Annotated in this window: 14 protein-coding genes; 8 read left to right on the forward strand and 6 right to left on the reverse strand. The window is 44.3% G+C overall.

Annotation, left to right across the window (positions count from 1 at the left end; all coding sequences use genetic code 11):
* The 3 genes from LZF95_RS20075 to LZF95_RS20085 all read left to right on the forward strand — a co-directional run.
* The coding region (locus LZF95_RS20075; protein ID WP_233756876.1) for a gliding motility-associated C-terminal domain-containing protein at positions 1-3,758 on the forward strand (3,758 nt) is incomplete at its 5' end.
* 5 nt (positions 3,759-3,763) lie between these two features.
* Positions 3,764-4,735 carry a type IX secretion system membrane protein PorP/SprF gene (locus LZF95_RS20080; protein ID WP_233756877.1) on the forward strand — a complete coding sequence of 324 codons (972 nt, stop codon included), beginning with the start codon at positions 3,764-3,766 and terminating at the stop codon, positions 4,733-4,735.
* A gap of 15 nt (positions 4,736-4,750) precedes the next feature.
* Positions 4,751-6,706: an OmpA family protein gene (locus LZF95_RS20085; RefSeq protein ID WP_233756878.1), complete on the forward strand. Its 1,956-nt coding sequence runs from the start codon at positions 4,751-4,753 to the stop codon at positions 6,704-6,706.
* Positions 6,707-6,759: 53 nt separating this feature from the next.
* On the opposite strand, the gene LZF95_RS20090 is transcribed toward LZF95_RS20085, so the two are convergent.
* Entirely contained in the window at positions 6,760-7,197 is a 438-nt protein-coding gene (locus LZF95_RS20090; RefSeq protein WP_233756880.1) for a hypothetical protein, read from the reverse strand.
* 736 nt (positions 7,198-7,933) lie between these two features.
* Here LZF95_RS20090 and LZF95_RS20095 point away from each other — a divergent pair.
* On the forward strand, positions 7,934-8,098 hold the full coding sequence (locus tag LZF95_RS20095; protein WP_233756882.1) for a hypothetical protein: 165 nt from the start codon (positions 7,934-7,936) through the stop codon (positions 8,096-8,098).
* Positions 8,099-8,325: 227 nt separating this feature from the next.
* Here the strand turns inward: LZF95_RS20095 and LZF95_RS20100 are convergent, their stop codons facing one another.
* The 4 genes from LZF95_RS20100 to LZF95_RS20115 all read right to left on the reverse strand — a co-directional run bounded on the left by LZF95_RS20100 (position 8,326) and on the right by LZF95_RS20115 (position 13,582).
* Positions 8,326-8,922 (reverse strand): hypothetical protein, encoded by a 597-nt coding sequence (locus LZF95_RS20100; protein ID WP_233756884.1) that lies wholly within the window; start codon positions 8,920-8,922, stop codon positions 8,326-8,328.
* Between the two features lie 185 nt (positions 8,923-9,107).
* The gene (locus tag LZF95_RS20105) at positions 9,108-10,241 is read right to left on the reverse strand and encodes a hypothetical protein (RefSeq protein ID WP_233756886.1); all 1,134 of its coding nucleotides are present in this window, start codon (positions 10,239-10,241) and stop codon (positions 9,108-9,110) included.
* Positions 10,242-10,317: 76 nt separating this feature from the next.
* On the reverse strand, positions 10,318-12,765 hold the full coding sequence (locus LZF95_RS20110) for a glycoside hydrolase N-terminal domain-containing protein (RefSeq protein WP_233756887.1): 2,448 nt from the start codon (positions 12,763-12,765) through the stop codon (positions 10,318-10,320).
* Between the two features lie 244 nt (positions 12,766-13,009).
* Entirely contained in the window at positions 13,010-13,582 is a 573-nt protein-coding gene (locus LZF95_RS20115) for a TlpA disulfide reductase family protein (protein ID WP_233756889.1), read from the reverse strand.
* A 307-nt stretch (positions 13,583-13,889) separates the two neighbouring features.
* Between LZF95_RS20115 and LZF95_RS20120 the strand changes: the two genes are divergently transcribed.
* From LZF95_RS20120 to LZF95_RS20135, 4 genes are all read left to right on the forward strand, one after another.
* On the forward strand, positions 13,890-16,151 hold the full coding sequence (locus LZF95_RS20120) for a Tex family protein (protein ID WP_233756890.1): 2,262 nt from the start codon (positions 13,890-13,892) through the stop codon (positions 16,149-16,151).
* A 502-nt stretch (positions 16,152-16,653) separates the two neighbouring features.
* Positions 16,654-17,217, forward strand: a complete 564-nt coding sequence (locus tag LZF95_RS20125) for a hypothetical protein (protein WP_233756891.1) — start codon at positions 16,654-16,656, stop codon at positions 17,215-17,217.
* Between the two features lie 282 nt (positions 17,218-17,499).
* Positions 17,500-17,982 carry a hypothetical protein gene (locus LZF95_RS20130; RefSeq protein WP_233756892.1) on the forward strand — a complete coding sequence of 161 codons (483 nt, stop codon included), beginning with the start codon at positions 17,500-17,502 and terminating at the stop codon, positions 17,980-17,982.
* Positions 17,983-18,747: 765 nt separating this feature from the next.
* Positions 18,748-21,165, forward strand: a complete 2,418-nt coding sequence (locus tag LZF95_RS20135) for an ABC transporter permease (protein WP_233756893.1) — start codon at positions 18,748-18,750, stop codon at positions 21,163-21,165.
* A gap of 318 nt (positions 21,166-21,483) precedes the next feature.
* Here the strand turns inward: LZF95_RS20135 and LZF95_RS20140 are convergent, their stop codons facing one another.
* Complete coding sequence (locus LZF95_RS20140; protein WP_233756894.1) at positions 21,484-22,479, reverse strand: LLM class flavin-dependent oxidoreductase; 996 nt, start codon at positions 22,477-22,479, stop codon at positions 21,484-21,486.
* Between the last annotated feature and the right edge of the window lie 105 nt (positions 22,480-22,584).

Raw genomic sequence — 22,584 nt, forward strand, 5'->3', positions numbered from 1 at the left:
CTGCCGATATAGACGCCATGGGCGGCACGATCTGCGAAGGCGAGAGCTTCACGCTTACTGCCACAAGCGGAACTGTAACCAACCCTGTGTTCAGATTCTACAGCGATGCTGCACTGAGCAACGAGATCACGGATCTTAACGTGAGCCCTATGGTAACCACCACTTATTACGTGACCGTAACGGGTGACAATGTATGCGAGAATGCGTCCGGAGCCGGGGCAGAACTTACAGTGACCGTGGCTCCAAGAGCAACGGCTGCCGATATAGACGCCATGGGCGGCACGATCTGCGAGGGGGACAGCTTCATGCTGTCTGCCACTGCTGCTGGAGTGACCAACCCAGTGTTCAGATTCTACAGCGATGCCGCATTGACCAATGAGCTTACCGATCTTGATGTGAGCCCTATGGTGACTACCACTTACTATGTAACCGTAACGGGTGACAACGTATGTGAGAACGTGGCGAATACCGGGGCAGAACTGGTAGTGACCGTGGCTCCAAGAGCAACGGCAGCTGATATAGACGCCATGGGCGGCACGATCTGCGAGGGGGATAGCTTCATGCTGTCTGCCACTGCTGCTGGAGTGACCAATCCTGTATTCAGATTCTACAGCGATGCTGCGTTGACCAATGAGCTTACCGATCTTAATGTGAGCCCTATGGTAACCACCACTTACTACGTGACCGTAACCGGTGACAATGTATGCGAGAATGCGTCCGGAGACGGTGCAGAACTGGTAGTGACTGTGGCTCCAAGAGCAACGGCTGCCGATATAGACGCCATGGGCGGCACGATCTGCGAGGGGGACAGCTTCATGCTGTCTGCCACTGCTGCTGGAGTGACCAACCCAGTGTTCAGATTCTACAGCGATGCCGCACTGAGCAACGAGATCACCGATCTTGAAGTGAGCCCAATGGTGACCACCACTTACTACGTGACCGTAACCGGTGACAATGTATGCGAGAACGCGGCGAATGACGGTGCAGAACTGGTAGTGACCGTGGCTCCAAGGGCAACGGCTGCCGATATAGACGCCATGGGCGGCACGATCTGCGAGGGGGATAGCTTTACGCTTACTGCCACTGCTGCTGGAGTGACCAACCCAGTGTTCAGGTTCTACAGCGATGCCGCACTGAGCAACGAGATCACCGATCTTGATGTGAGCCCTGCTACCACTACTACTTACTATGTGACCGTAACCGGTGACAATGTATGCGAGAATGCATCCGGAGACGGGGCAGGACTGGTAGTGACCGTGGCTCCAAGGGCAACGGCTGCCGATATAGACGCCATGGGCGGTACGATCTGCGAGGGGGATAGCTTCATGCTGTCTGCCACTGCTGCTGGAGTGACCAACCCAGTGTTCAGATTCTACAGCGATGCGGCATTGACCACTGAGCTCACGGATCTTGAAGTGAGCCCTATGGTGACTACCACTTACTATGTAACCGTAACAGGCGATGGAGTTTGTGAGAACGCTGCGGGTGATGCTGCCGAACTGACAGTGAATGTAGGTAGGGAAGCACTTTCTTCTGATATTCAGGTAATGAATTCGGTGATCTGTCAAGGTGAAAGCACTTTACTGACCGCTACTAGTAACTCTGTAACAAATCCAGTATTTAGATTCTATACTGATGAAGCACTTACTGAAGAAGTAATTGATCTGAATGTGAGTCCGGCAGTTACGACAAGATACTATGTCACTGTTACCGGAGATGAAGTTTGTGAATCTAAGCCTGAGGAAGCAGCGCACCTGACAGTAACGGTTCGTTCGGTTACGGCTCCGGTTGTTACAAATCCTACTCAAACATTCTGTGGAGACACTGATAACCCTACTGTAGGATCACTTGATGTGACAGGCAGCAATATTAGCTGGTATGAATCTGAAGTTGGTGGCTTTGAGCTAGATCCTTCATCTCCACTGGTTGATGGTATGACTTATTACGCCTCTCAAACAGATCCTATGACTGGTTGCGAAAGTGTGGAAAGAGTTAGTGTCACAGTTGCACTTACATTGTGTGATCTGAATGATGGACTTCAGATTTCCAAAGCAGCAGCGAGTCCTACGGTATTACCGGGAGGTGAAATAACCTACACGATCAGTATTGTCAATACAGCCTCTGTCACAATGAGCGATGTAGTGGTAAGTGATGAGCTGGCTAATGAGCTGACATTTGTGTCAGCAAGTGATGGAGGCTCGTTTGATAATGGAACCGTTACTTGGTCTATTCCTTCTATCCCGGCCAATACTTCGATGGATCTGGTGCTGACTGTAAGTGTACCGGCGGATATCACAGCTGGCACTATGATTAGCAACGTAGCGGTGGTGACCAGTCCTGATGATCCTGATACTCCAAAAGAATCTGATCCTGAGGTGGTAGAGGTAGTTGATCCTTTATCCTTCACTATAGAGAAAGTATCAGATGTCTCAGAAGCCAAAATTGGGGATGTTATCACTTATACAATTAAAGTCAGCAATGTTTCCAGTCTTGTAAAAGAAGAGATTCAGGTGACAGATACTCTTCCGGTAGGGTTGATGTATGTGGAATCTGACCAAGGAGGAATGTTTGCTAATGGAGTGGTGACATGGATAATTCCTTCACTTGCCCCAGGACAAAACATTGAGTTGACCCTTCTTGCACAGGTAACTGATGAGGTGGAAGTAGGAGATGTTATCTTCAACACCGCGGTAGTGGATCTACCTGATGATGGTGAGGATCCTACAGAGTCTGATCCTGGAGATGGAGTGGAAGTAATAGATAGCCCTACGGATATCAACATTACCAAGACTCAAGATGTCAGTTCAGTTGTTCCGGGTGAGATGATTACTTACACAATCTTGCTTGAGAATCTTGGAGATAACATTGCCACTGGAATAGTTGTAACAGATACTTTACCACAGGGAACCCTGTTGGTTGAGACTAGCCCTGAAGCTACGGTAAGCGAGGATGTCATTACTTGGACAGTAGAGAGTCTGGGTGCGGGAGAGTCTATTTCGCTTGAACTTATAGTGATGGTAATGGCCGAAGAAGGTTCTATTGTCAATAAAGTGACAGTGGTGGGGGATAACTTCCCGGATGATAGCGACGAAACAGATCCGGTTACCATTGAAGATCCGGTCAATGAAGTCGATCTGGTACTTGACAAAGAAGTCTCTGCAAGTCTGATCCAGGTAAACTCAGTATTTGAGTACAAGCTCACGCTCACAAACAATTCTGAGAATACTGGCAACAATGTAGTCGTAACAGATATCCTCTCTGGAGCGGTAGAATATCTTGGAGCTGATGTGACTTCGGGTTCAGTTTCTTATAATCAGGATACGAGAACATTAACCTGGAATATTCCTACCGTGGATCCATTGGCAGTGGAGACTATGACAATCCGTGTGACAGCCGTTTCTGAAGGTGTTGTTTCCAATACTGCGACTGCAGAATCGGAGGATGAGGAGCTGGAACCTTCCGATAACACGGACACTGTGAGTCACGAGCAGTTGGTGTTTGAGATCCCGAATGTCTTTACGCCAAATGGAGACGGGATCAATGATACATGGGTGATCAGAGGCCTAGAGGAATTCTTCCCGCAAAATGAACTGATTGTAGTCAACCGTTGGGGCATGGAAGTTTACAGCTCTACCAATTATCAAAATGACTGGAACGGTGACAATCTAACCGGAGGGACTTATTTCTACCAATTCCAATTAAGGGATGTTCAGGGAGTAAGTCATACAATGACAGGATACGTAACTATAATTAAGTAAGCAAGATGAAACTATTTAAGGTAATTACTTTGCTCACTGGATGCCTGCTTCTGTCCCTTAGCGATAGCTTTGGGCAGCAGGTGCCCCAGTACAGCCAATACATTTTTAATCCTGTGTTTATCAATCCTGCCTATGCAGGTTATAAACAGCAGCTTTATCTGCAATCTTACTATAGAAAGCAGTGGACTGGGGTTACAGGAAGTCCTGAAACCTTTGCAGTTGCCGGAGATACCTATTTGGAAGATTCCAAACTTGGGCTAGGAGGACAATTCCTCACTGATAAACTCGGTGCCCAAAGGACAGTAGCTGCCTACGGTAACCTCGCCTATCACTTGAGACTTAGCGATACTAAATATCTGAGTTTTGGTGTGGGTGCAGGTGTGGTTAACTCCCAGTTGGATGGTTCTATGCTAAATCCTGACATAGCTGATGATCCGTCTATTCCGGCAAGCAGAGAGAGGATGACTTATCCAGATTTGAAGGTCGGATTATTTCTCTATGATGAAAAATATTACATAGGCTTGGCTTCGGATCAGATGCTTTCTTCTGTAGTGGATTTTGATAGAGGAGATGTTATGGTCAAGCCTGCTCCACATCTATATCTTACGGGAGGATATCATTTTGATCTGAATTACAATTTCTCCCTGGTGCCCTCTATCATGTATATGGATGATTTCAAAGCGCCGGCAAGGATGGATATCAACGCTGCTTTGATCCTGAATGATATGTTTTGGTTAGGCGGAGGCTATAGATTCGGTGTAGATATGCCTGGGAGAGATATAGATCCAGGTTTAAAGAAATCCACAGCCGTGCTGGGCATGGTTCAGGTGCAACTTCGTGAAGGTTTAAGATTCGGATATGCCTATGACCATACGATATCAGGATTTTCAGTAGGAGCATTTACTACCCATGATATATCCATTGCTTATTTATTTCCTCCCAAGCGAGTACGATTGGTTAGTCCACGATTTTTTTAAGAAAAAGATACCCCCATGAAAAGAATACTCTACTTTACCTGTTTCTTGATTGTTTGCTTGGTTTCCTGTAAGCCTTTATCCTATAAGAAATATATGGAAGGCATAAAGCAAACCGAAAACCTCAATTACTCTGTAGGAATAGATAAATTTCTCGAAAGTTGGAACGAATCACCCGAGCCTGAGACAGCCCGAGGGTTGGCTCAGGCTTATTCCAAGGTAAGGAATTTTGAACAGGCGGAGGAGTGGTACACAAGGCTGGAAAGAGATGGCGATCTTGAAGAGGACGACCTTAAGCCCTTTGCTGAAGCGTTGATTGCCAACTCGAAGTATTCGGAAGCTACCAATATACTTAGTCAATTGGATTCCGCACGGACCAATCCTGAGTTGGGACTGATCTGGAAGACCGCTCTGGGAGGTAAAGCTTTCCTGAATAAATCGACAGAATCTTCTGTTAGACCTGTTCCTGAGGTTAATTCTCCTTTTTCTGAATTTGGCCCACTGATTTCTGACGATACCGTACTTCATTTCACTTCGGATAGATTAATGCCTGATAAAGTACGCGTAGATCCGAATAATGCACTTAAAAGCGATGTGTATGGCTGGACAGGAAACGGTTTTCTAAAGATGTATGAATCCGCTTGGGACAGCAAAAAGAATGAGGCAATCGACTCCCCTGTCAGGTCTGAGGTGTTGGACGGAAATCTTCACGTAGGGCCATTATTTAAGAAAAAGGACAATCTGTTCTTGGTTTTTACGCAAGTTCAGAAGCATAACAAGTCTGATTCCGGATCTTCCAGGGATTATACCTTGTTTCCTGAGTTGTTTTTTGCCTTAGATACCGGAAGTTTCAGTATGGATAACTTTAGACCACTGCCATTCAATGCGCCGTTTTCTTACTCAGTATCCGACCCTTTTTTCGATGCATCTTCTCTCCGACTCTATTTTTCCTCAGATATGCCTGGTGGAAGTGGTCAGGCTGATTTGTATTATTCAGATTGGAAGGAAGGAGCATGGACTGCCCCGATTAACCTAGGTGATGTGGTAAATACCCCCGGAGACGAGAGGACTCCATTTTTGGATAAGAATGGAGTCCTTTATTTCTCCAGTAACGGTCATGCAGGTCTTGGGGGATTGGATATTTTCAGGGTGAAACTTGAGAATGGGGAATACACGGAACCTGAAAACCTGGGAAGTCCGATCAATTCCAATAGGGATGATTTTGGGCTCTCTTTACTGCCTGGAAGTGATACCCAAGCGGTTTATTCTTCTGATAGGATAGGGGGAAAAGGACTGGATGATATCTATTTTGCGGATTTGTATGTTCAAAAGGATCTGGTGATAAAAGGTTTGGTAATAGACAAGGAAACTGGGGAAAAGCTTGATGATGCGGTTGTTACACTGTTTAATAATGATAAGCAGGTAATGAATACCTATGTTTCAGAAGCAGGAGGTTCCTTTAGATTTAAAGTGGAATTTGATCAAATGATCCACTTGGAAGGAAAGAAGACCGGATATTTAACCGGTAGCAGCGGGGATATTCTTGTTCCTACCGCAGCCCAAATCCGTGATTCCGTAATCGTCCGCGATATCTATTTGGATAAAATAGCTGTAGGGAAGACCTATACCTTGGAGAATATCTACTATGATTTTGATAAATGGGATATAAGAGAAGATGCCAAACCTGAACTGGATAGACTGGTCAAGATTTTAAAAGACAATCCTACAATTAAAATCGAACTCCATTCACATACTGATTCCAGAGGCACAAATGCCTATAACCTCAAACTTTCCGATAAAAGGGCTAAGTCCGCAATCGCTTACCTAATAGAATATGGTATCGATCAAAGCAGGCTTCAACCAATAGGGTACGGGGAAGAAATGTTGATGAATTCCTGTACGGATAATGTGGCGTGTACAGAAGAGCAACATCAGGAAAATAGGAGGACGGAATTTAAAATTACAGAATATTAGGCAGTTAATCTTGGATATACTGCTGACCAGTTAGTTGATATGCTATCAGAACATCAGAAAGAAGATGTGTCGCTCTCGGTTATTTGCTGCTTGGATCCAATTTGGATTTCAGGGCAGATACCTAAATTAAACCTATAGATAACATCGACTAAATCCGCTAAATGGTTTTCGTCTTCTGATGCTCCGGTCTCTTCTGATTCTTCTATGAAATATCCAAGAAAAGATGATTCCAAATCTTCTCTAAATAGTATATGACATGTTCCCCGAAACCCAGAGAAATTAGTAATAGCCTTTATAATAAATTCCTTAAGACAGTCTTTGACAGTGTCGAAATCACCGATTATTATAGGAAGGGAGTTTGCTAGGCGAAATTTAAATGTAGCGTAGTTTAAGTCATTAATTATACTGGTTAGGAGAGAAAAACTGTCAATAGTATCTTCTCCCTGCCCTATATTAGGGCGGATTAATTGAAAATCATTAGGATATTTCATCGTAGTTGTCTTTCGAACAGTGGTGTTTAATGCGTGAAAAATCACTTGCTCTTGATTTAGGGTGAGTTTTAGAATAAGTAAAAGGGCGATATTAAGGGGGATTTATTTTAGTGGGTTAACTTGGGCTAGGATTGTTTGTTTTTTATCAGGAGGGACTTTATTTTCAAAATAAAAGCACCAAATTAAGTTTACAAGTTCCATTCCGAATTTGCTAAATACTTTTAGATGTGTTTAAACTATAAAGTATGCGTTTTTTTAATTGACTTATTGCTTATTCTTTGGATTTCGTAGAATGTATATTGATGTTTTTTTCAGAATTGGTTGGTTTATAGGGAATTAAGCAATCGTTATGCCTTTTAATTGCGAGGTGATATTTTTACTTGTCTGCATTATACACAGTTTGAGTTGGGGATACCCAGTTTGTAAATCCGAAACGGAACATCTTGAAGATTTTTTCTTTTGCTTAAACCCAAACTAGGCATTAGCAATTCTACGCCATGGCGCACAAGTTATTACAACCATTGATTGCTTCAAAATCAATCATTCTATTGCTGTTTTCAATCCTGACTTCCGTCAGGCATATCATACCCGCTGCGGTGGACTCTTCTCTAAAAAGTCATTATCTTGAAATTACAATCCTCACTACGGAGCTTAATACAAAATCCGGTTCGAACCATCAATGCTTCCGGTAGCATGTATTCGGTTGGATCACGGCACAATCATATTTCCAGTTCAAATGAAAGTGCCCGTGGGGGATATGTGGACAGGTTATTTTGAAATAATTATAATATTTCCTTACATGGATATATGGAATGATGCCGTAGCCATGATTTCTTTGCGCAGACGGACAGAAGACCTGCCTTTGCCGACAGGCAGGCCGAGGGTGGCCGGAGCGGTCTAAATGCTAGCGTAAATCATATTCTATTTTGCATTAGCCTCATTACTGGTAGAAAAGCGGATATACAAGTTATAAAGGAATTATGATTTCGCACTTTAGGATATGGCCTAGACTAAGAGATGGGGCAACTTTTGTAAAGTTGGCGGGATGGTAAGGTAGCACGCAGTAAGGGATAAATCGCTATTACTGTAGCAGGGTCTTAAAGCGCATAAGCCCTATATACTTACAGATCAATCTCTTGCCGGGGTAATCATGATATGCGCCCGATGTGTGCCCGGATCCATAATCCAAGGCATGCCGGCGGAGCTTGGCTTAAGTGGTAATCCTGTGGTCTCAGCAGTAGCCCAAGGCAAATAGACCACATACCTTAGAAAGGGATCAGAAACATCCCCCGTAGTAGAGTCATAATGTTCCGCATCGGCAGTCAGTACAAATAAGGTAGCGCCATCTTTGGGCAATTTCAGCTTTCCGTTTTTAGCCTCTGATTCCCTTATGTCAAAGATTTCCTGAAAGGATTTCCCTTCTTTCTTCAATTCCCTACCTCTTTTCATAAAAGGTTCAAGGTCAGAATGGTAGCAGGAAACGCTAAATCCTTTGCCATTAGGATCATCGGCCAGGCAAATCATCTCGTTCGTTCCTTCCCTCAATAGAGTTAACTCTCCTTTCTGATCATACCCAAGTACACTGGCATCTGACTGTTTTTCTTCCGGGGCAGCCAAAACCGCCGTTTTGATCTGAATTTCTTTGGTGGGGACCAGCACCTCTTGGGAGTAGGAAAAAGAGTGGCTTATGCCTAAAATCAGCAAAATTAAAGAGTACGTTTTCATGATAGCATCAGTAGAGTTTGAGGTTAATATAAGATTTATTAATCTACTGAACAACAAAAACTTATACCATGGGCGAGTAGCTTTATAAGGGTGATTTCTTTTCGCTCTTTGAAAGCCTATATCTTTAAAAGTCAGGGGATTAATTTATTTTTTGCGATTGTGCCTTATGCCGGATATGGGGTGTTTTAATAGTTTAATGACCAAATCCCTCCTTTTCCTGCGGGAATAGAGGGAAGGATCTCATCATTATAGACGACTATCGGATGCCCTCCTTTACCCATATCCCAGAGATTTCCATTAAAAAACACAGTAAGGCCGACTTTTGATTTCATATCCTTTAGCTGCGTAGGTAAGCTGTATTTCTCCCATGCGTCCTTGATGGTAAGTACCCCTGCATCAGCAGGATCCAGATTCTTAGGTTCATGAATTCCATCAAAGTCTTGCCATTTTGAAAGTAAAGAATGGTTTCCACTTAGAAAAGAGGGGTTTATGATAACTTCCGCATCATTTGATTTAGCACTTTCATAGGCTTGATCAAACCATGAATCATATCCTAGAATCACCGCTGTTTTTGCAAATGGCAAATTAAAAACCTGTGAGTCGGCAGAGTCGGGGAAACTGAAGTAGGTGCTTTCAGCTGAGTGTGGAAATGTTTTAAAGATGGGGTCTCCCACAACTTTTCCATCCGGGCCAAACAAAAAAGAAGCATTTCGAAGGGAGCCGTTGAGATCTACATAGATTTCACCGTTCATTACTTTAGGCCCAGGTAGTACTATAGAGCCTGCCAGCAAGTATGAGTTAGTCTCTATAGCCAGTTCACCGAATGTTTCGAAATATGCCTTGGCCATGGATTTTGCTTTCATACGGATGATAGACGAAAACTCCTTGTTTGACTCATCCCCGGTTTTGATGTATCCCAGTAGAAAATCAAAGGCGTTGCTAAAAGCAATTGCTCTCAAAACCTTATGAAGCTGTTTTTTCTCAGCGAGGTTGTGTTTTTCATTGATCAAAAAAAGCCAGGTCCCAATCGATTCGGGGTAAACTATCAAGGTGTTTTTCCTGATCAATCCTTTGGCACTTGATGCTATTATATATTTCTTTAGTTTTTCTTTGAATACTGCCTGGTTAAAATAATCTGATACTTCCATATAGGGCTGTACCCCTAAGATATTCCTCGACAGTGTGTCAGCAAGATTGATTTCCTCTACTACCGAAATATACCCATCTGGACTTTTCAGAGGGGTGTTTCTGCCTGAAAAGGACCAAACAAGCCATACAAAAACAGCTAAGGTAATCAGTGTGATAAAGTTTCTTACCATTGCCGGGATTTAAGGATTGTTTCGACGGATACCCGTTTTCCGAACGCTCAGTGATTTCAGTCTTATGGGCATGATACTATAATTCTATCTCAAAACTTTGTCCTTGATCAAGATCAAGATCCATTTCAGAGCCATCATACAAGATCATGATTTTACCACTGGATCCTGCAGTGATCCTGTAAAATTTCAGTTTTCCCCCGTTCCAGCTCATATCCACGGTGAAATTGCCCCTGGCCTTTAGCCCTGATGCACTTCCATTTTTCCATGCCTTCGGCAAGGCAGGAAGAAGCCTGACCAGACCATCTTCATGAGATTGAATAAGCATTTCAGCCACTCCCGCTGTGTAACCAAAATTGCCGTCTATTTGAAATGGGGGATGGGCGTCGAAAAGATTAGTGTAAATGGATTGGGAAAGTAGTTTTTGAATATGCTCATGGGCCATCTCACCATCCAGGAGCCTTGCAGAGAAATTTATCAGCCAGGCACGTGACCAGCCGGTGCCGGCCCCACCATTTGCCAGCCTGTACTCCAGCGTTTTTCTAGCTGCTGCAAACGCTTCTGGAGTTTTACTTTGGGTAATGGCATCTCCTGGGTGAAAAGCGTATAGATGAGACACATGTCTGTGACCAGGTTCATACTCTTCATAGGGCTGGTCCCATTCCAGGATTCTTCCGTCATCTGCGATCTGTACCCCCGGCCGCAGCTTTGCCAATTGAACCTTCACTTTTTCCTTAAGCCAGCTCTCTTTTCCGAGAATTTCCGCGGCTTTTAGATAATTGCTGAATACATCTGCTATAATCTGCTGATCCATGGCTGCCCCCATCGTCGTAGCTACATTTTCGCCCTTAGAGTTGATAAACTGGTTTTCTGGAGAGGTGGACGGTGAGGATACCAAAGTCCCGTCCTGTGGGTATTCCACCAGCCAGTCAGAATAGAATGCGGAGATGTTCTCCATGGCCGGATAAGCCCGCTCCTCCAGGAATTTTTTGTCCTGGGTAAATAGATAATGGTCCCAATAGTGCCTTCCTATCCATCCACCGGCTCCGATCCAGCCTCCCCAATAGGCGGTGGCCGCACGCAAAAAAGCTACCTGCCAAAGATCGGTGGTATGGGGAACCATAGTCCCTGCCATGTCAAAGTTCTCCCGGGCGGCATTTTCCCCGTTAGCTATTACTCCGTCGATGAAATCAAAAAGAGGTTGGTTTAAGCTACCTAGCCCCGTCACATCAGCCGGCCAATAATTCATTTGTAGGTTGATGTTTACATGGTAATCCGCATTCCAGGGAGCCGCAATGTGCTTGTTCCATATCCCTTGTAGGTTTGCTGGGTTGGTGCCGGGGCGGCTCGATGAGATCAGTAAATATCTGCCATAGTCAAAAAGTATTTTCTCCAGGTGCAGATCAGTAGTCCCTTCTTTAACCCGCTCTATTCTTTGGTCAGTTGGGATGTTGTCGGGTTCTACCGACCCAAGATCCAGTTTCATCCGATCAAACCAGAACGCATATTCCTTCTGATGTGAGTGCAGCATTTCTCCCCAGCTTTTCAACTGGATTTTTTCCAATTGCCGTCCGGCTTCTGCCTCGAAGTCCTCATGATAAAAGGAGGTTTCTGAGACCAGTTTCAGCATAAAATCCCGTACACCTGAAATTACAAGGGAAGAATCTGAGGTGGTGATATCACCAGACTGATTTTGTGCGATAAGTAAGGTACGGAACTTTACTCCCTGTAATATTTCGGTGGGTTTTGAGTCCAACTGCCCCCCACGCTGGGTGATCATGCCGGACATTTCCAGCTGACTGTCATTTAGGGCAGTGGTCTTTGCTGTTGCAAAGCCATTGTCCTCTGGCCGGCTCAAGGTGATTTTTCCGTTGAAGCCTTCAGGATGATTTGTCTTGAACCGCATGATTATGGCATTATCAGGGGCCGAGGCGATTTCTTCCTGGCTCACTTCGTATCCATCACTGTTGAATTTGGTATGTACAATAGCAGTCTCAAGATTAAGACTCCTTCTATAATTGGTCGTTTCTGACCAGTCAAAATCAAACCAAAGATCACCCATGGTCTGGTGTGATCGGGTCACGCCCTTTCTTGAGAATCTCAAAACCAACAAAGAGTCTGCTTTTTTATTTTCCCCTGCCAGCAAGTAGGCTCTGATTTGATCCAGGTCTGCTCTTTTACCTTCTGCCAAACCCCAATCTTCATATCCTCCAGGCCATAATGAATCTTCGTTGAGCTGCAGATGCTCTTGACCTGGTGCCCCCAGTACCATTGCTCCCAGACGACCATTTCCTACAGGCAAACCTTCTTCCCATTCTACAGCGGGCTGATTATACCAAAGTACTGAAGGAGATTGGGCTAAAGTGTAATTATATAGGATGGCTGAAAGCAGTATGCTTAGAAAGTACTTTTTGCATGTGATTATACTTGATACTATATAGCCACACCTGCCTGCCTGCTGACAGGTGGAATCCCGCAGGATTAAAATCACCCCACTCGGTGTCGTTCGCGTTATGCTCGATTTCATAGTTATTCTGGGTCAAAAAATAAGATTACGACAAATCTTTGAAGTCGCCAACCTAATTCCATCAAAAATACCGTTGTGGAGGCTCAAAGGTGCTTTTTTGACAGTTTTCGGTGAAATTTGTAGAGATTCTAAGGGAAAGAACAGGATTTCAGCTACTGCTTTAATTTTGGGATTTACCCTACTGACCTACATGATGATTTCTACTCTACCCATACGAATGAGTGCCGGAGATTTGGACATTTTTTCACTGGGAAATCAGGAAATTCTTAAATTCCTCCGTGTTGAAATTGCTCATTCCTTCCTGATAAAAAACAATTTTCCCTTCAGGGTTCACTACCAAAGTCGTGGGAATCGACTGGCTTTGCAGACTTTTATTCAGCCCAAAACTCGCATGCGCAGTGGGAAATGTCCAACTTTTCCCATCAATAAACCCTTGGCTTTTTTTGATGTCACTGTCTATTCCTACAAGCAAAAATGCAAGATCGGGTTCGTATTGAAGGGATTTGTATAGCTCAGCAATATGCGGCATTTCAGCCCGGCATGGTCCGCACCAGGAAGCCCATAGATTGATGAAAAGAGTTTTGTTGCGGTAACTTTCCAAGTCGATCTCCTCACCATTAAATGTCAGGAATTTCCCCCTATAGTCAAATTGCTGGTCGGTCAGGTCGGGGATTTCGATCTTGGGCTTGATGAGTCCTGTGGAGAGCAACACAGACTGTAATCCGCCTATGATCACAGGCAAAAGCCCTGTGAAATATAAAAGTGCAATAACGCTGAGCATAATTCCCCAGCTTTTGATTTCTTTTTTCCAGTTCATGTAGAAGTATGATTTACGAAATACGATTTACGAGATTTCCTGGACTTCCGTCATTATGCTCAAATTTTAATACTAAGGTTTGTCAGTTCGAGAGTCCCGTGCAGCTTTCGGAGTCGAGAACTCGGCTTCGACTTCGCTACCAATGACCGGAATTCAAAAAAGCGCGCAAATTTTTCAATTTTAAGAACATCCAATTTTACAATCTTAAAATCAGACGCTTAGTGACAACTCTCACATTTCTTACTTTTTGTCTCCAAAAGGAGGTTTAACTTGCGTCTCAAATTTAGATTAGAATTTTCTTTAGCTTATGAACTACGAAGTACAAATAGCCGCTGAACTCCAAATCAAACCACATCAGGTAGATGCCACGGTGCAATTGCTGGATGAAGGCGGTACAGTGCCTTTTATTTCCCGATATAGAAAAGAAGCCACCGGCGAATTGGACGAGGTGCAGGTGGCTGCGATTAGAGACCGGGTTTTGCAGTTGAGAGAGTTGGCAAAACGAAAAGAAGCAATCCTGAAATCCATCGATGAGCAGGGAAAACTGACTCAGGACCTGAAACAGAAAGTAGAAGCAGCCGAGACCATGTCCAAGCTGGAAGATATCTATTTGCCATACAAGCCAAAACGTCGGACTAAAGCCACAATCGCCAGAGAGAAAGGTTTGGAGCCACTGGCAGAGCAGATTTTTGAGCAGAAAACTATTGATCTGCTGTTTGAAGCCGAGAAGTTTGTAGATGCTTCCAAAGAAGTGAATTCAATAGATGAAGCCCTCCAAGGCGCCCGTGATATCATGGCTGAGTGGATCAACGAAAAGGCTGAGTTACGTGAAAGGATGCGTAAGCTTTTTCTTGAAGAAGGAGTCTTTTCGTCGAAAGTCCTGCCGGGCAAAGAGCAGGAAGCGATAAAGTACAAGGATTATTTTGATTGGTCTGAGCCTATAAAAACTGCGCCTTCTCACCGGGTTTTGGCAATGAGAAGAGGGGAAAAAGAACTTTTTCTGATGCTCGACTCAGTTCCAGAAGAAGCTTCAGCAATCTATCAAATGGAGAAAATGATTCTGGCTGATGCCGCAAATTCATCCGTGGAGCAGGTGAAACTGGCAATCAAGGATTGTTATAGAAGACTACTGAAACCCAGCATGGAGACCGAAGTTCGCCTACTTACTAAGCGTAAAGCGGACGAAGAGGCGATCAAGGTATTTACCGAAAATCTGCGTCAATTGCTTCTTGGAGCTCCTTTGGGAGAAAAGTCGGTGATGGCGATTGATCCGGGTTTCCGTACAGGGTGCAAACTGGTGTGCCTTGGACCTCAAGGGCAGTTTCTCCACTATGAGGCGATCTATCCGCATGAGCCGCAACGCAGAAGTGCGGAAGCAGGTATGACGATAAAGGGCTTGGCAGAGAAATTTGGGATTGAAGCTATAGCGATAGGTAATGGAACTGCGGGACGTGAGACGGAAGCTTTTGTAAAGAGCTTGGGCCTGTCAAAATCAGTGATTGTGACTATGGTAAACGAATCCGGGGCATCTATTTATTCCGCTTCTGATGTAGCTCGGGAAGAATTTCCTGATCTTGATTTGACCGTTAGGGGAGCTGTTTCCATTGGTCGTAGGCTCATGGATCCTTTGGCGGAATTGGTAAAAATAGACCCTAAGTCTATCGGAGTGGGGCAGTATCAGCATGACGTGGATCAGAATGCCTTGAAAAATGCACTGGATGATACCGTGATGTCCGCGGTAAACGGAGTAGGGGTAGAAGTAAATCTTGCATCGAAGCAACTGCTGACTTATGTCTCTGGTCTGGGACCGACTTTGGCTCAGAATATTGTGGAGTTCAGAAATGAAAACGGCCCTTTCAAAAGCCGGGCACAACTCAAAAAAGTCCCTAGACTTGGTGATAAGGCATTTGAGCAAGCTGCGGGTTTCTTGAGAATAAGTAAGGCTAAACATCCACTGGATTCCTCTGCTGTACACCCCGAGCGCTATGCATTGGTGGAGCAGATGGCCAAGGATGTGAACGCGTCCGTTTCAGATTTGATGAGTTCGGAGGACTTGAGAAATAGGATTTCCCTAAAAAATTATGTTTCAGAATCCGTTGGTTTGCCTACGCTGCAGGATATTTTGGAGGAACTGGCCAAGCCGGGAAGAGATCCCCGCGAGAGTTTTGAGGTATTTGCTTTCGAAGAAAGTGTGAACAGCATGTCGGATCTGAAAGTCGGCATGAAACTGCCGGGTGTAGTGACGAATATCACGGCTTTTGGAGCATTTGTGGATGTGGGAGTGCACCAGGATGGTTTGGTGCATTTGAGTCATTTGGCAGACAGGTATGTGAAGGATCCCAATGAGATTGTTTCTGTCAATCAAAAAGTGCAGGTCACGGTGATGGAAGTGGATATCCCTCGTAAAAGAATCGGTTTGAGTATGAAGTCAGATCCTTTTGCGGAGCGGATCCGGGATTCCAAATCCCGGTCATCGGAGAAAAGGCCAGCATCCAAACCTCAGCGTCAGGAACCCGAAGGCACAATGGCCGATAAATTGGCTGCGCTCAAAGGGAAGTTTGGAGGGTGAAGATAAGCCGCAAAGAGCGCGAAGAGGCACAAAGAGTCTTCGGCCTATTTTGTCACTGACGACTTTCCAATGCAACAAGACTTTTGCCTAATTTGCATTTTAAACAGAATATGTGAGTGGAGACACTCACATATTCTAAGATTTATAATGGAATAGTATTAAACCTTTTTTCCGTTGTCGTTGTGAGTGTCTCACTCACGACAACTTTAATCATTCCGCAAAGAAAACGCAGAGAGTTTTGCCGTCGTGAGTGTCCTCACTCACGACATTTTTTCTTCTCTCGAGTTAGTGTCTGACTAACTGGCCTTTGACATGTGAGTGAAGACACTCACGTGGGCGAAAGTAAACCTCAGCGTCAGTAAATTTCTCCACCAAGGTCTGTGTCCACACAGGCCTCTATTCTTCCAGATGTTTTCCTTTCTCCCTGGATGTTTTTGTGTTTTGTTGAAGCGTTTAGTGCACTTTTATCGTCCTGTCTATAGTATTCTAATTCTTAGATCTTATGAAGGCACTGTTCACATTATTGGTATTGATCACAGGGGTGATGGTTTTATCCTGTCAGGAGAGTGAAGCACCCAGCCCCCCTGTAAAAGTAGAGTTCCATCTGACAGATTCCGAAGGCAAAGCCACTACTATATTTCAGGAGGGGGAAGATATTCTTTTTGATTACAGCATAGTCAACCTGATAGATGAAACAGTCACATGGTATTTTGACAGTGCGTTTAGTTACCACAACATGTTTACTGTTTATAAAGTTGAGGAACCTGGGCCAGAGAGGCCAGGTGGCGATGTTATTAAAATCGGCACTCCGCAAACCCCTGCTTTGCAAATTGATGCAAGGACAGGAAGAATTATCCCTGCCAATGGAGAGATGCGTATCCTGATGTCCTGGACAGGAAATAGAGAAAACACATTCATGTTCGATAATTGGTCTATTTATTACCATGAAAGGGAAACCCTCACACCTGGGAAATACTTTGTGGAATTCGAACAGGGGATCACATTTGCCCTATATAATCCGTTTCATCGAAAGTTCAAAATTGTTTTTGAGGTGAGGAGCAAATAAAATATAGTATGAAAAAAACGCTACTCTTTTAGTGGTGTTGATCTTAATACTATTGCCGCCGTGAGCTCACTCACGGAAAATCGATAATTTGAATCCGCTTGGGGTAAAAAACTATTCCTCTGAAGATGTCTTGGATAGCAATTTTCTCCACCAAGGTCTGTGTCCACACAGGCCTCTATTCTTCCAGATGTTTTCCTTTCTCCCTGGATGTTTTTGTGTTTTGTTGAAGCGTTTAGTGCACTCTTATCGTCCTCTGTATAATATTACTAATTCTTAGATCTTATGAAGGCACTGGTCACATTATTGGTATTGATCACAGGGGTGATGGTTTCATCCTGTCAGGAAAGTGAAGATCCTCTTGAACCGGGGGCAACTGTTTCGCTAAACCGGATTCCCGAAAATCCTGCATACACTTCACTCCCCTTGATGGGGACTCAGTGGAAATTACTCGGTTTTGCTGACGAAAAGACCGGGAAAATCAGACTGGTGGAGCCGTATTCAGATGACAACTTTATCCTTGTTTTTGGGGAAAGTGGAACGATCACAGGCATGACTTCTACCAATGAGGCGTATGGTGAATATTCGATGAGCAATAATCAGTTATTGATTTCCAGTTTTGGCAATGCTACTGAAATCAATGAGCTTTTCGACGGTCCATTGTATATCGAGACAATGAATAAAGTGGTCACGTTCAAGATGTCCCCGAAAGGCTTGCATCTATTCTATGATGAGGAAAAGTTTCTATTGTTTCAGCAGGCCGAATAGCATCGATAATTTCCAATTGTTTAATTAAAACAGAACAGATATGAAAAGAATCATTACGTTAGTTGGTTTGTGTTTTTTATATTTTTCAGGATCTGCCCAAGTAAGATAGGTTGTTATTGCCCCAGTTAGTGCTTCCTAACTGGCCTTTGACATGTGAGTGGAGACACCAGCATGGGCGAAAGTAAACCTCAGCGTCAAGAAGAGCAAAGTTATGGTTTTCACACACATTGATTTGAAACACAGAAGCTAACTTTTGGCTTACTTGAACATTGAAAATTGATTTTTTTTTAACCTCAAAATGAGCTGAGATAGGGAAAGAAGTCCATGAGTATTTTGAAAATGCGAGTGAAGACACTCGCATGGGCAGAGCACAGGATGATTCTGTTTTGAACCACAGAGAACGCGGAGGTTTACACAGAGGCCACAATTTCTTTTGCCGTCGTGAGTGCTCACTAACTGGCTTTTGGCATGGGAGTGAAGACACTCACATGGGCAGAGCACAGAGGAATTGGGTAGAATCCTGTGATGAAAGTCATTGGATTTTGTTTTTTAAGAATTTGTCGATTTGAGACGACAACTTTACGAGCGTTTTGTCGATCTCATTCGGCAATTTCCAATTAACCTTCGCCCGAAAGCGGACAAAATTGTTCGGAAAGTTTTACTCGATTTGAAGACAATCTTCATTCTAAGCTCAAAAGGGCTTATTTTTTCTGGTTTGATCTTGGTTTGAGAGTGGCCAGTTAGACAATTCTGAATACAAAACCTATGTGGAAAATATACTCTAAAATCGCTTGGCGTAACCTGAAGAAAGGCAAACGCGTCACGCTGATCAATGTTTTCGGCCTTACCTTAGGGATCACAGCCGCCATTTTGCTTTTCACAGTAGTCGGCTACGAACTTAGTTTTGACAAATTTCAATCCCATTCAGATCAGATCTATCGAGTGGTGACCCAGGATGAATATTCCGATGGGATGAGTTACACCCCCGGGGTGTCACCCCCCATGCCCGAGGCACTGAAGGCTGATCTATCGGGAATTGATGCGATTGTACCCGTAGTCAACTCTTCTGTTTTTGTGACCTTGGATGATGCTGTGAATTCTTCAGGCACTACTAATTTTCTTGTGGAAGATGTCTTTTTTACCACCGGGGATTATGCTTCACTGTTTGATGTGGAGGTGCTGGCAGGAAACCTAAATACCCTAAATAATCCTGGACAAGTGGTACTTACTGAGACTGAGGCCAAGAAACTTTTTGGAACTTGGGAAAATGCGTTAGGGAAGTCAGTGGTCCTGTCCAAACGTATAGAAGCCTCTGTGGGAGCGATAGTTGCGGATATTCCTGACAACAGTAATTTCAAATTCAACATGCTGGCCTCCTATAAGACTATGGAAAGCAATGAGGAGGTATTTGATACCTACTTTGACGAATGGGGGAGCTTTGGCAGTAATTTTCAGGTCTATGTAAAATTACCGGAATCAGGTAACGCAGACCAGGTCAATAAGCAGTTACTTGCCTTTGCGGAAAAGAACTACAAGAACCGAGGAACCTCGAAGAAGTCATTTTTCCTGCAGGCAATGGAAGATATCCACTTTGACACTCGCTTCGACCCTATCAGTGGGGAAATGATACGTAAAGGAACCATTTATACCTTAGCGTTGATCGGCGTTTTCATCCTCCTGATGGCCTCAATCAATTTTGTAAACCTCTCCACCGCCCAGGCCATTGGCAAAAGCAAGGAAGTGGGAATCCGGAAAGTAATGGGAGGCAGCAGGACGCAGGTCATTTTTCAATCTTTTGGAGAAACATTCATGGTTGTATTTATTTCGGCAATCATTTCTACGTTGGTAGCGACGATACTACTCCCTTATCTCAGCAAATTCACCGAATTACCTGAATCAATCCGCTTGATCACACCTGGTTTCCTGCTGTTCTCTGCGGGGATAGTTATCGGGGTTACGTTGCTTTCAGGCCTTTATCCGGCTATGGTCCTGTCTGGATTCCAGCCTGTTCAGGCACTCAAAAACAAGATACAGGTGGCTCAGATAGGCGGAGTGTCCTTGCGGAGAGGCCTGGTGGTCACGCAGTTCGTGATAGCCCAGGTTTTGATGATCGCCACAGTAATCGCCGTGAGGCAAATGACAGAAATCCAGAATGCGGATCTTGGCTTTTCTAAGGAAGCTGTTTATTATTTTGATCTTCCGTCGGATGAGAGAAAAGACAGCCGGCTCGCTACGCTGAAGCAGCGCTTAGCTGCCAATTCCCAGATCAAAACTGTCAGCGTATCCAGTGATGTACCCTCTTCGAATAATAATTGGGCTTCTAATTTTTGGTTCGATGGACGAAGGGAAAATGTGCCGTTTATGACTTCACTGAAGTACGGTGATGCGGATTATTTTGATAATTACGGATTGAAATTTGTAGCTGGGACTGGTTTTTCTGAAAGTGATACACTCAAAGAAGCCGTAATCAATGAGACCATGGCTAAAAAACTGAACCTCTCCAGTCCGGATGAAGCCATAGGCAAAACGATAACCATCGGTGGGGGAGAACCATGGATGACGATCACAGGTGTAGTGAAGGATTTTGCGCAAAACTCGCTTCGGGAAGAAGTGAAGCCATTTATTATCGCCACCGAACTATCCCGATACGGAGTTATAGGCTTGAAATTGGAGAAGAATGCTAGTCAGGAAACATTGGCAAGCATAGAAGAGGAGTTCAAAAACAGCTATCCAGATGCCATTTATTCAGGAGAGTTTTTGGATGAAACGATTGCGAATTTCTACCGACGAGAAAACCAGCTATCGCTTGTCTATAAAATCTTTGCCATGCTCTCGATTGTCATTTCTTCTATTGGGCTGTACGGTCTGATTTCTTTCTTGGTAGGGCAGAAGCTCAAGGAAATCGGAATCCGAAAAGTGCTGGGAGCCTCTATCGCACAAATCACCTTTTTGCTGTCCAAGGAATTTATTTATCTGGTGCTTGTGGCATGTGTGATAGCCGTGCCACTCGGCTACTACCTTACGGATCAGTGGTTGCAGAATTTCTCCTATAAAACTTCAGTTCCGATCAGTTTATACGTTTTGGTAATCCTGGCATCACTTGCGATCACTGCGGCTACAGTAGGGGTTAGGTCTATAAGAGCTGCATTGAGCAATCCTGTGGATAGTCTGGCGGATGAATAATAAACGAAAGTGAAAACTAGATTGATTTCCCGCAGACCTGACTGCCGTCAGGCAGGTTAGCGCAAAAAAGTTTCCCGCAGATAATCGCTGATAACTAAATTTTAGCAGTTATAATTTTGATAAGGAATCCGCAAAAATCCGCGGTATTTGTCAACGAGTATCCGCAGGAAAAGTATTCCCTCAATTAGGTTTATAGAAAAGCCTCTGAATCTCGACGATCCAGAGGCTTTTACAATTTCTAAAAGTCGGCTTTAATCTTCCAAGTAGCCAAATTCCCCCACATTGAAGCCGTTGAATGCTTCCATCAATTCCGCTTTGTTATTTCCCCAGCACCTCAGCCGTGATCTCTAATGATCTAAGACGCTTGGCAGGGTCATAAATATTCGAGGACACCATCAATTCATCCACTTCCACCTGCTTGAAGAAACTTTCAAATTGTGGAATGAGTGACTCCTTAGTACCGATAAAGGTACATGCCATCATATTCTGTATGGCAGCGGCTTCCGGCTCGGTCCAGATTCCTTCCATGCTTTTTACAGGTTTTTTCATCGGATAGGATTTGCCCCGGATAATACCCAGAGCTGTCTGATAGAAGGAAGTGGCCAAATAATGCGCTTCCTCATCCGTATCCGCCGCGATCACATTCACGCAGGAGATAAAGTAAGGCTTGGAAAAATGCTCAGAAGGCTGAAAATTTTCCCGGTAATACTTGGAAGCGCTAATCAGATACCCTGGGGCAAAGTGGCTGGCGAAAGCATAGGGAAGGCCTTTCTGAGAAGCAAGTACGGCACTGCTCATGCTGGACCCAAGCAGGTAAATGGGAATGTCAAGTCCCTCCGCCGGAAAGGCGCGTACTTTTGAGTCCATGTTCTCTTCAGAGAAATACTGTCGAAGGTCATCGAGGTCATTTGGGAATTCCTGAACCGATTCATGCCTTCCTCTTCGCAGGGCGGCAGCAGTGGTCTGATCTGTTCCGGGAGCCCTTCCAAGCCCAAGATCAATCCGGTTTGGATAAAGCGTGGCCAATGTCCCAAATTGCTCGGCGATAATCAACGGACTGTGATTGGGCAGCATGATTCCGCCCGAACCCAAACGGATAGTAGAAGTGCCGTTGGCCAGGTATCCTATCAGGATCTGAGGGGAGGAGCTGCCAACATTGGCCATGTTGTGGTGCTCTGCGAGCCACATTCTGGTGTATCCAAGTTGCTCTGCATGCCGGGCGATCTGCAGGCTTCTGTCGTAGGCATCTTTGGCATCAAAGTCTTCCCGGATAATGGCCAGCTCAAGCAGAGAGTATGGTTTGGTAGTATTCAAAACAGGTGGTTTAGTAGTGTTATAGAGCAAATAGATTTTTGGGCAGGAAAGTTTCTGCTAATCGATAAATACTTAGACTTTGCTGTTGGGGCAATCCCCAGTTTG

The organism is Algoriphagus sp. AGSA1, from assembly GCF_021390545.1.
Classification (GTDB): domain Bacteria; phylum Bacteroidota; class Bacteroidia; order Cytophagales; family Cyclobacteriaceae; genus Algoriphagus.

Coding starts and splice junctions, on each gene's coding strand:
- LZF95_RS20080 (WP_233756877.1), top strand. CDS start 3,764: ATGAAACTATTTAAGGTAATTACTTTGCTCACTGGATGCCTGCTTCTG.
- LZF95_RS20085 (WP_233756878.1), top strand. CDS start 4,751: ATGAAAAGAATACTCTACTTTACCTGTTTCTTGATTGTTTGCTTGGTT.
- LZF95_RS20090 (WP_233756880.1), bottom strand. CDS start 7,197: ATGAAATATCCTAATGATTTTCAATTAATCCGCCCTAATATAGGGCAG.
- LZF95_RS20095 (WP_233756882.1), top strand. CDS start 7,934: ATGAAAGTGCCCGTGGGGGATATGTGGACAGGTTATTTTGAAATAATT.
- LZF95_RS20100 (WP_233756884.1), bottom strand. CDS start 8,922: ATGAAAACGTACTCTTTAATTTTGCTGATTTTAGGCATAAGCCACTCT.
- LZF95_RS20105 (WP_233756886.1), bottom strand. CDS start 10,241: ATGGTAAGAAACTTTATCACACTGATTACCTTAGCTGTTTTTGTATGG.
- LZF95_RS20110 (WP_233756887.1), bottom strand. CDS start 12,765: ATGAAATCGAGCATAACGCGAACGACACCGAGTGGGGTGATTTTAATC.
- LZF95_RS20115 (WP_233756889.1), bottom strand. CDS start 13,582: ATGAACTGGAAAAAAGAAATCAAAAGCTGGGGAATTATGCTCAGCGTT.
- LZF95_RS20120 (WP_233756890.1), top strand. CDS start 13,890: ATGAACTACGAAGTACAAATAGCCGCTGAACTCCAAATCAAACCACAT.
- LZF95_RS20125 (WP_233756891.1), top strand. CDS start 16,654: ATGAAGGCACTGTTCACATTATTGGTATTGATCACAGGGGTGATGGTT.
- LZF95_RS20130 (WP_233756892.1), top strand. CDS start 17,500: ATGAAGGCACTGGTCACATTATTGGTATTGATCACAGGGGTGATGGTT.
- LZF95_RS20135 (WP_233756893.1), top strand. CDS start 18,748: ATGTGGAAAATATACTCTAAAATCGCTTGGCGTAACCTGAAGAAAGGC.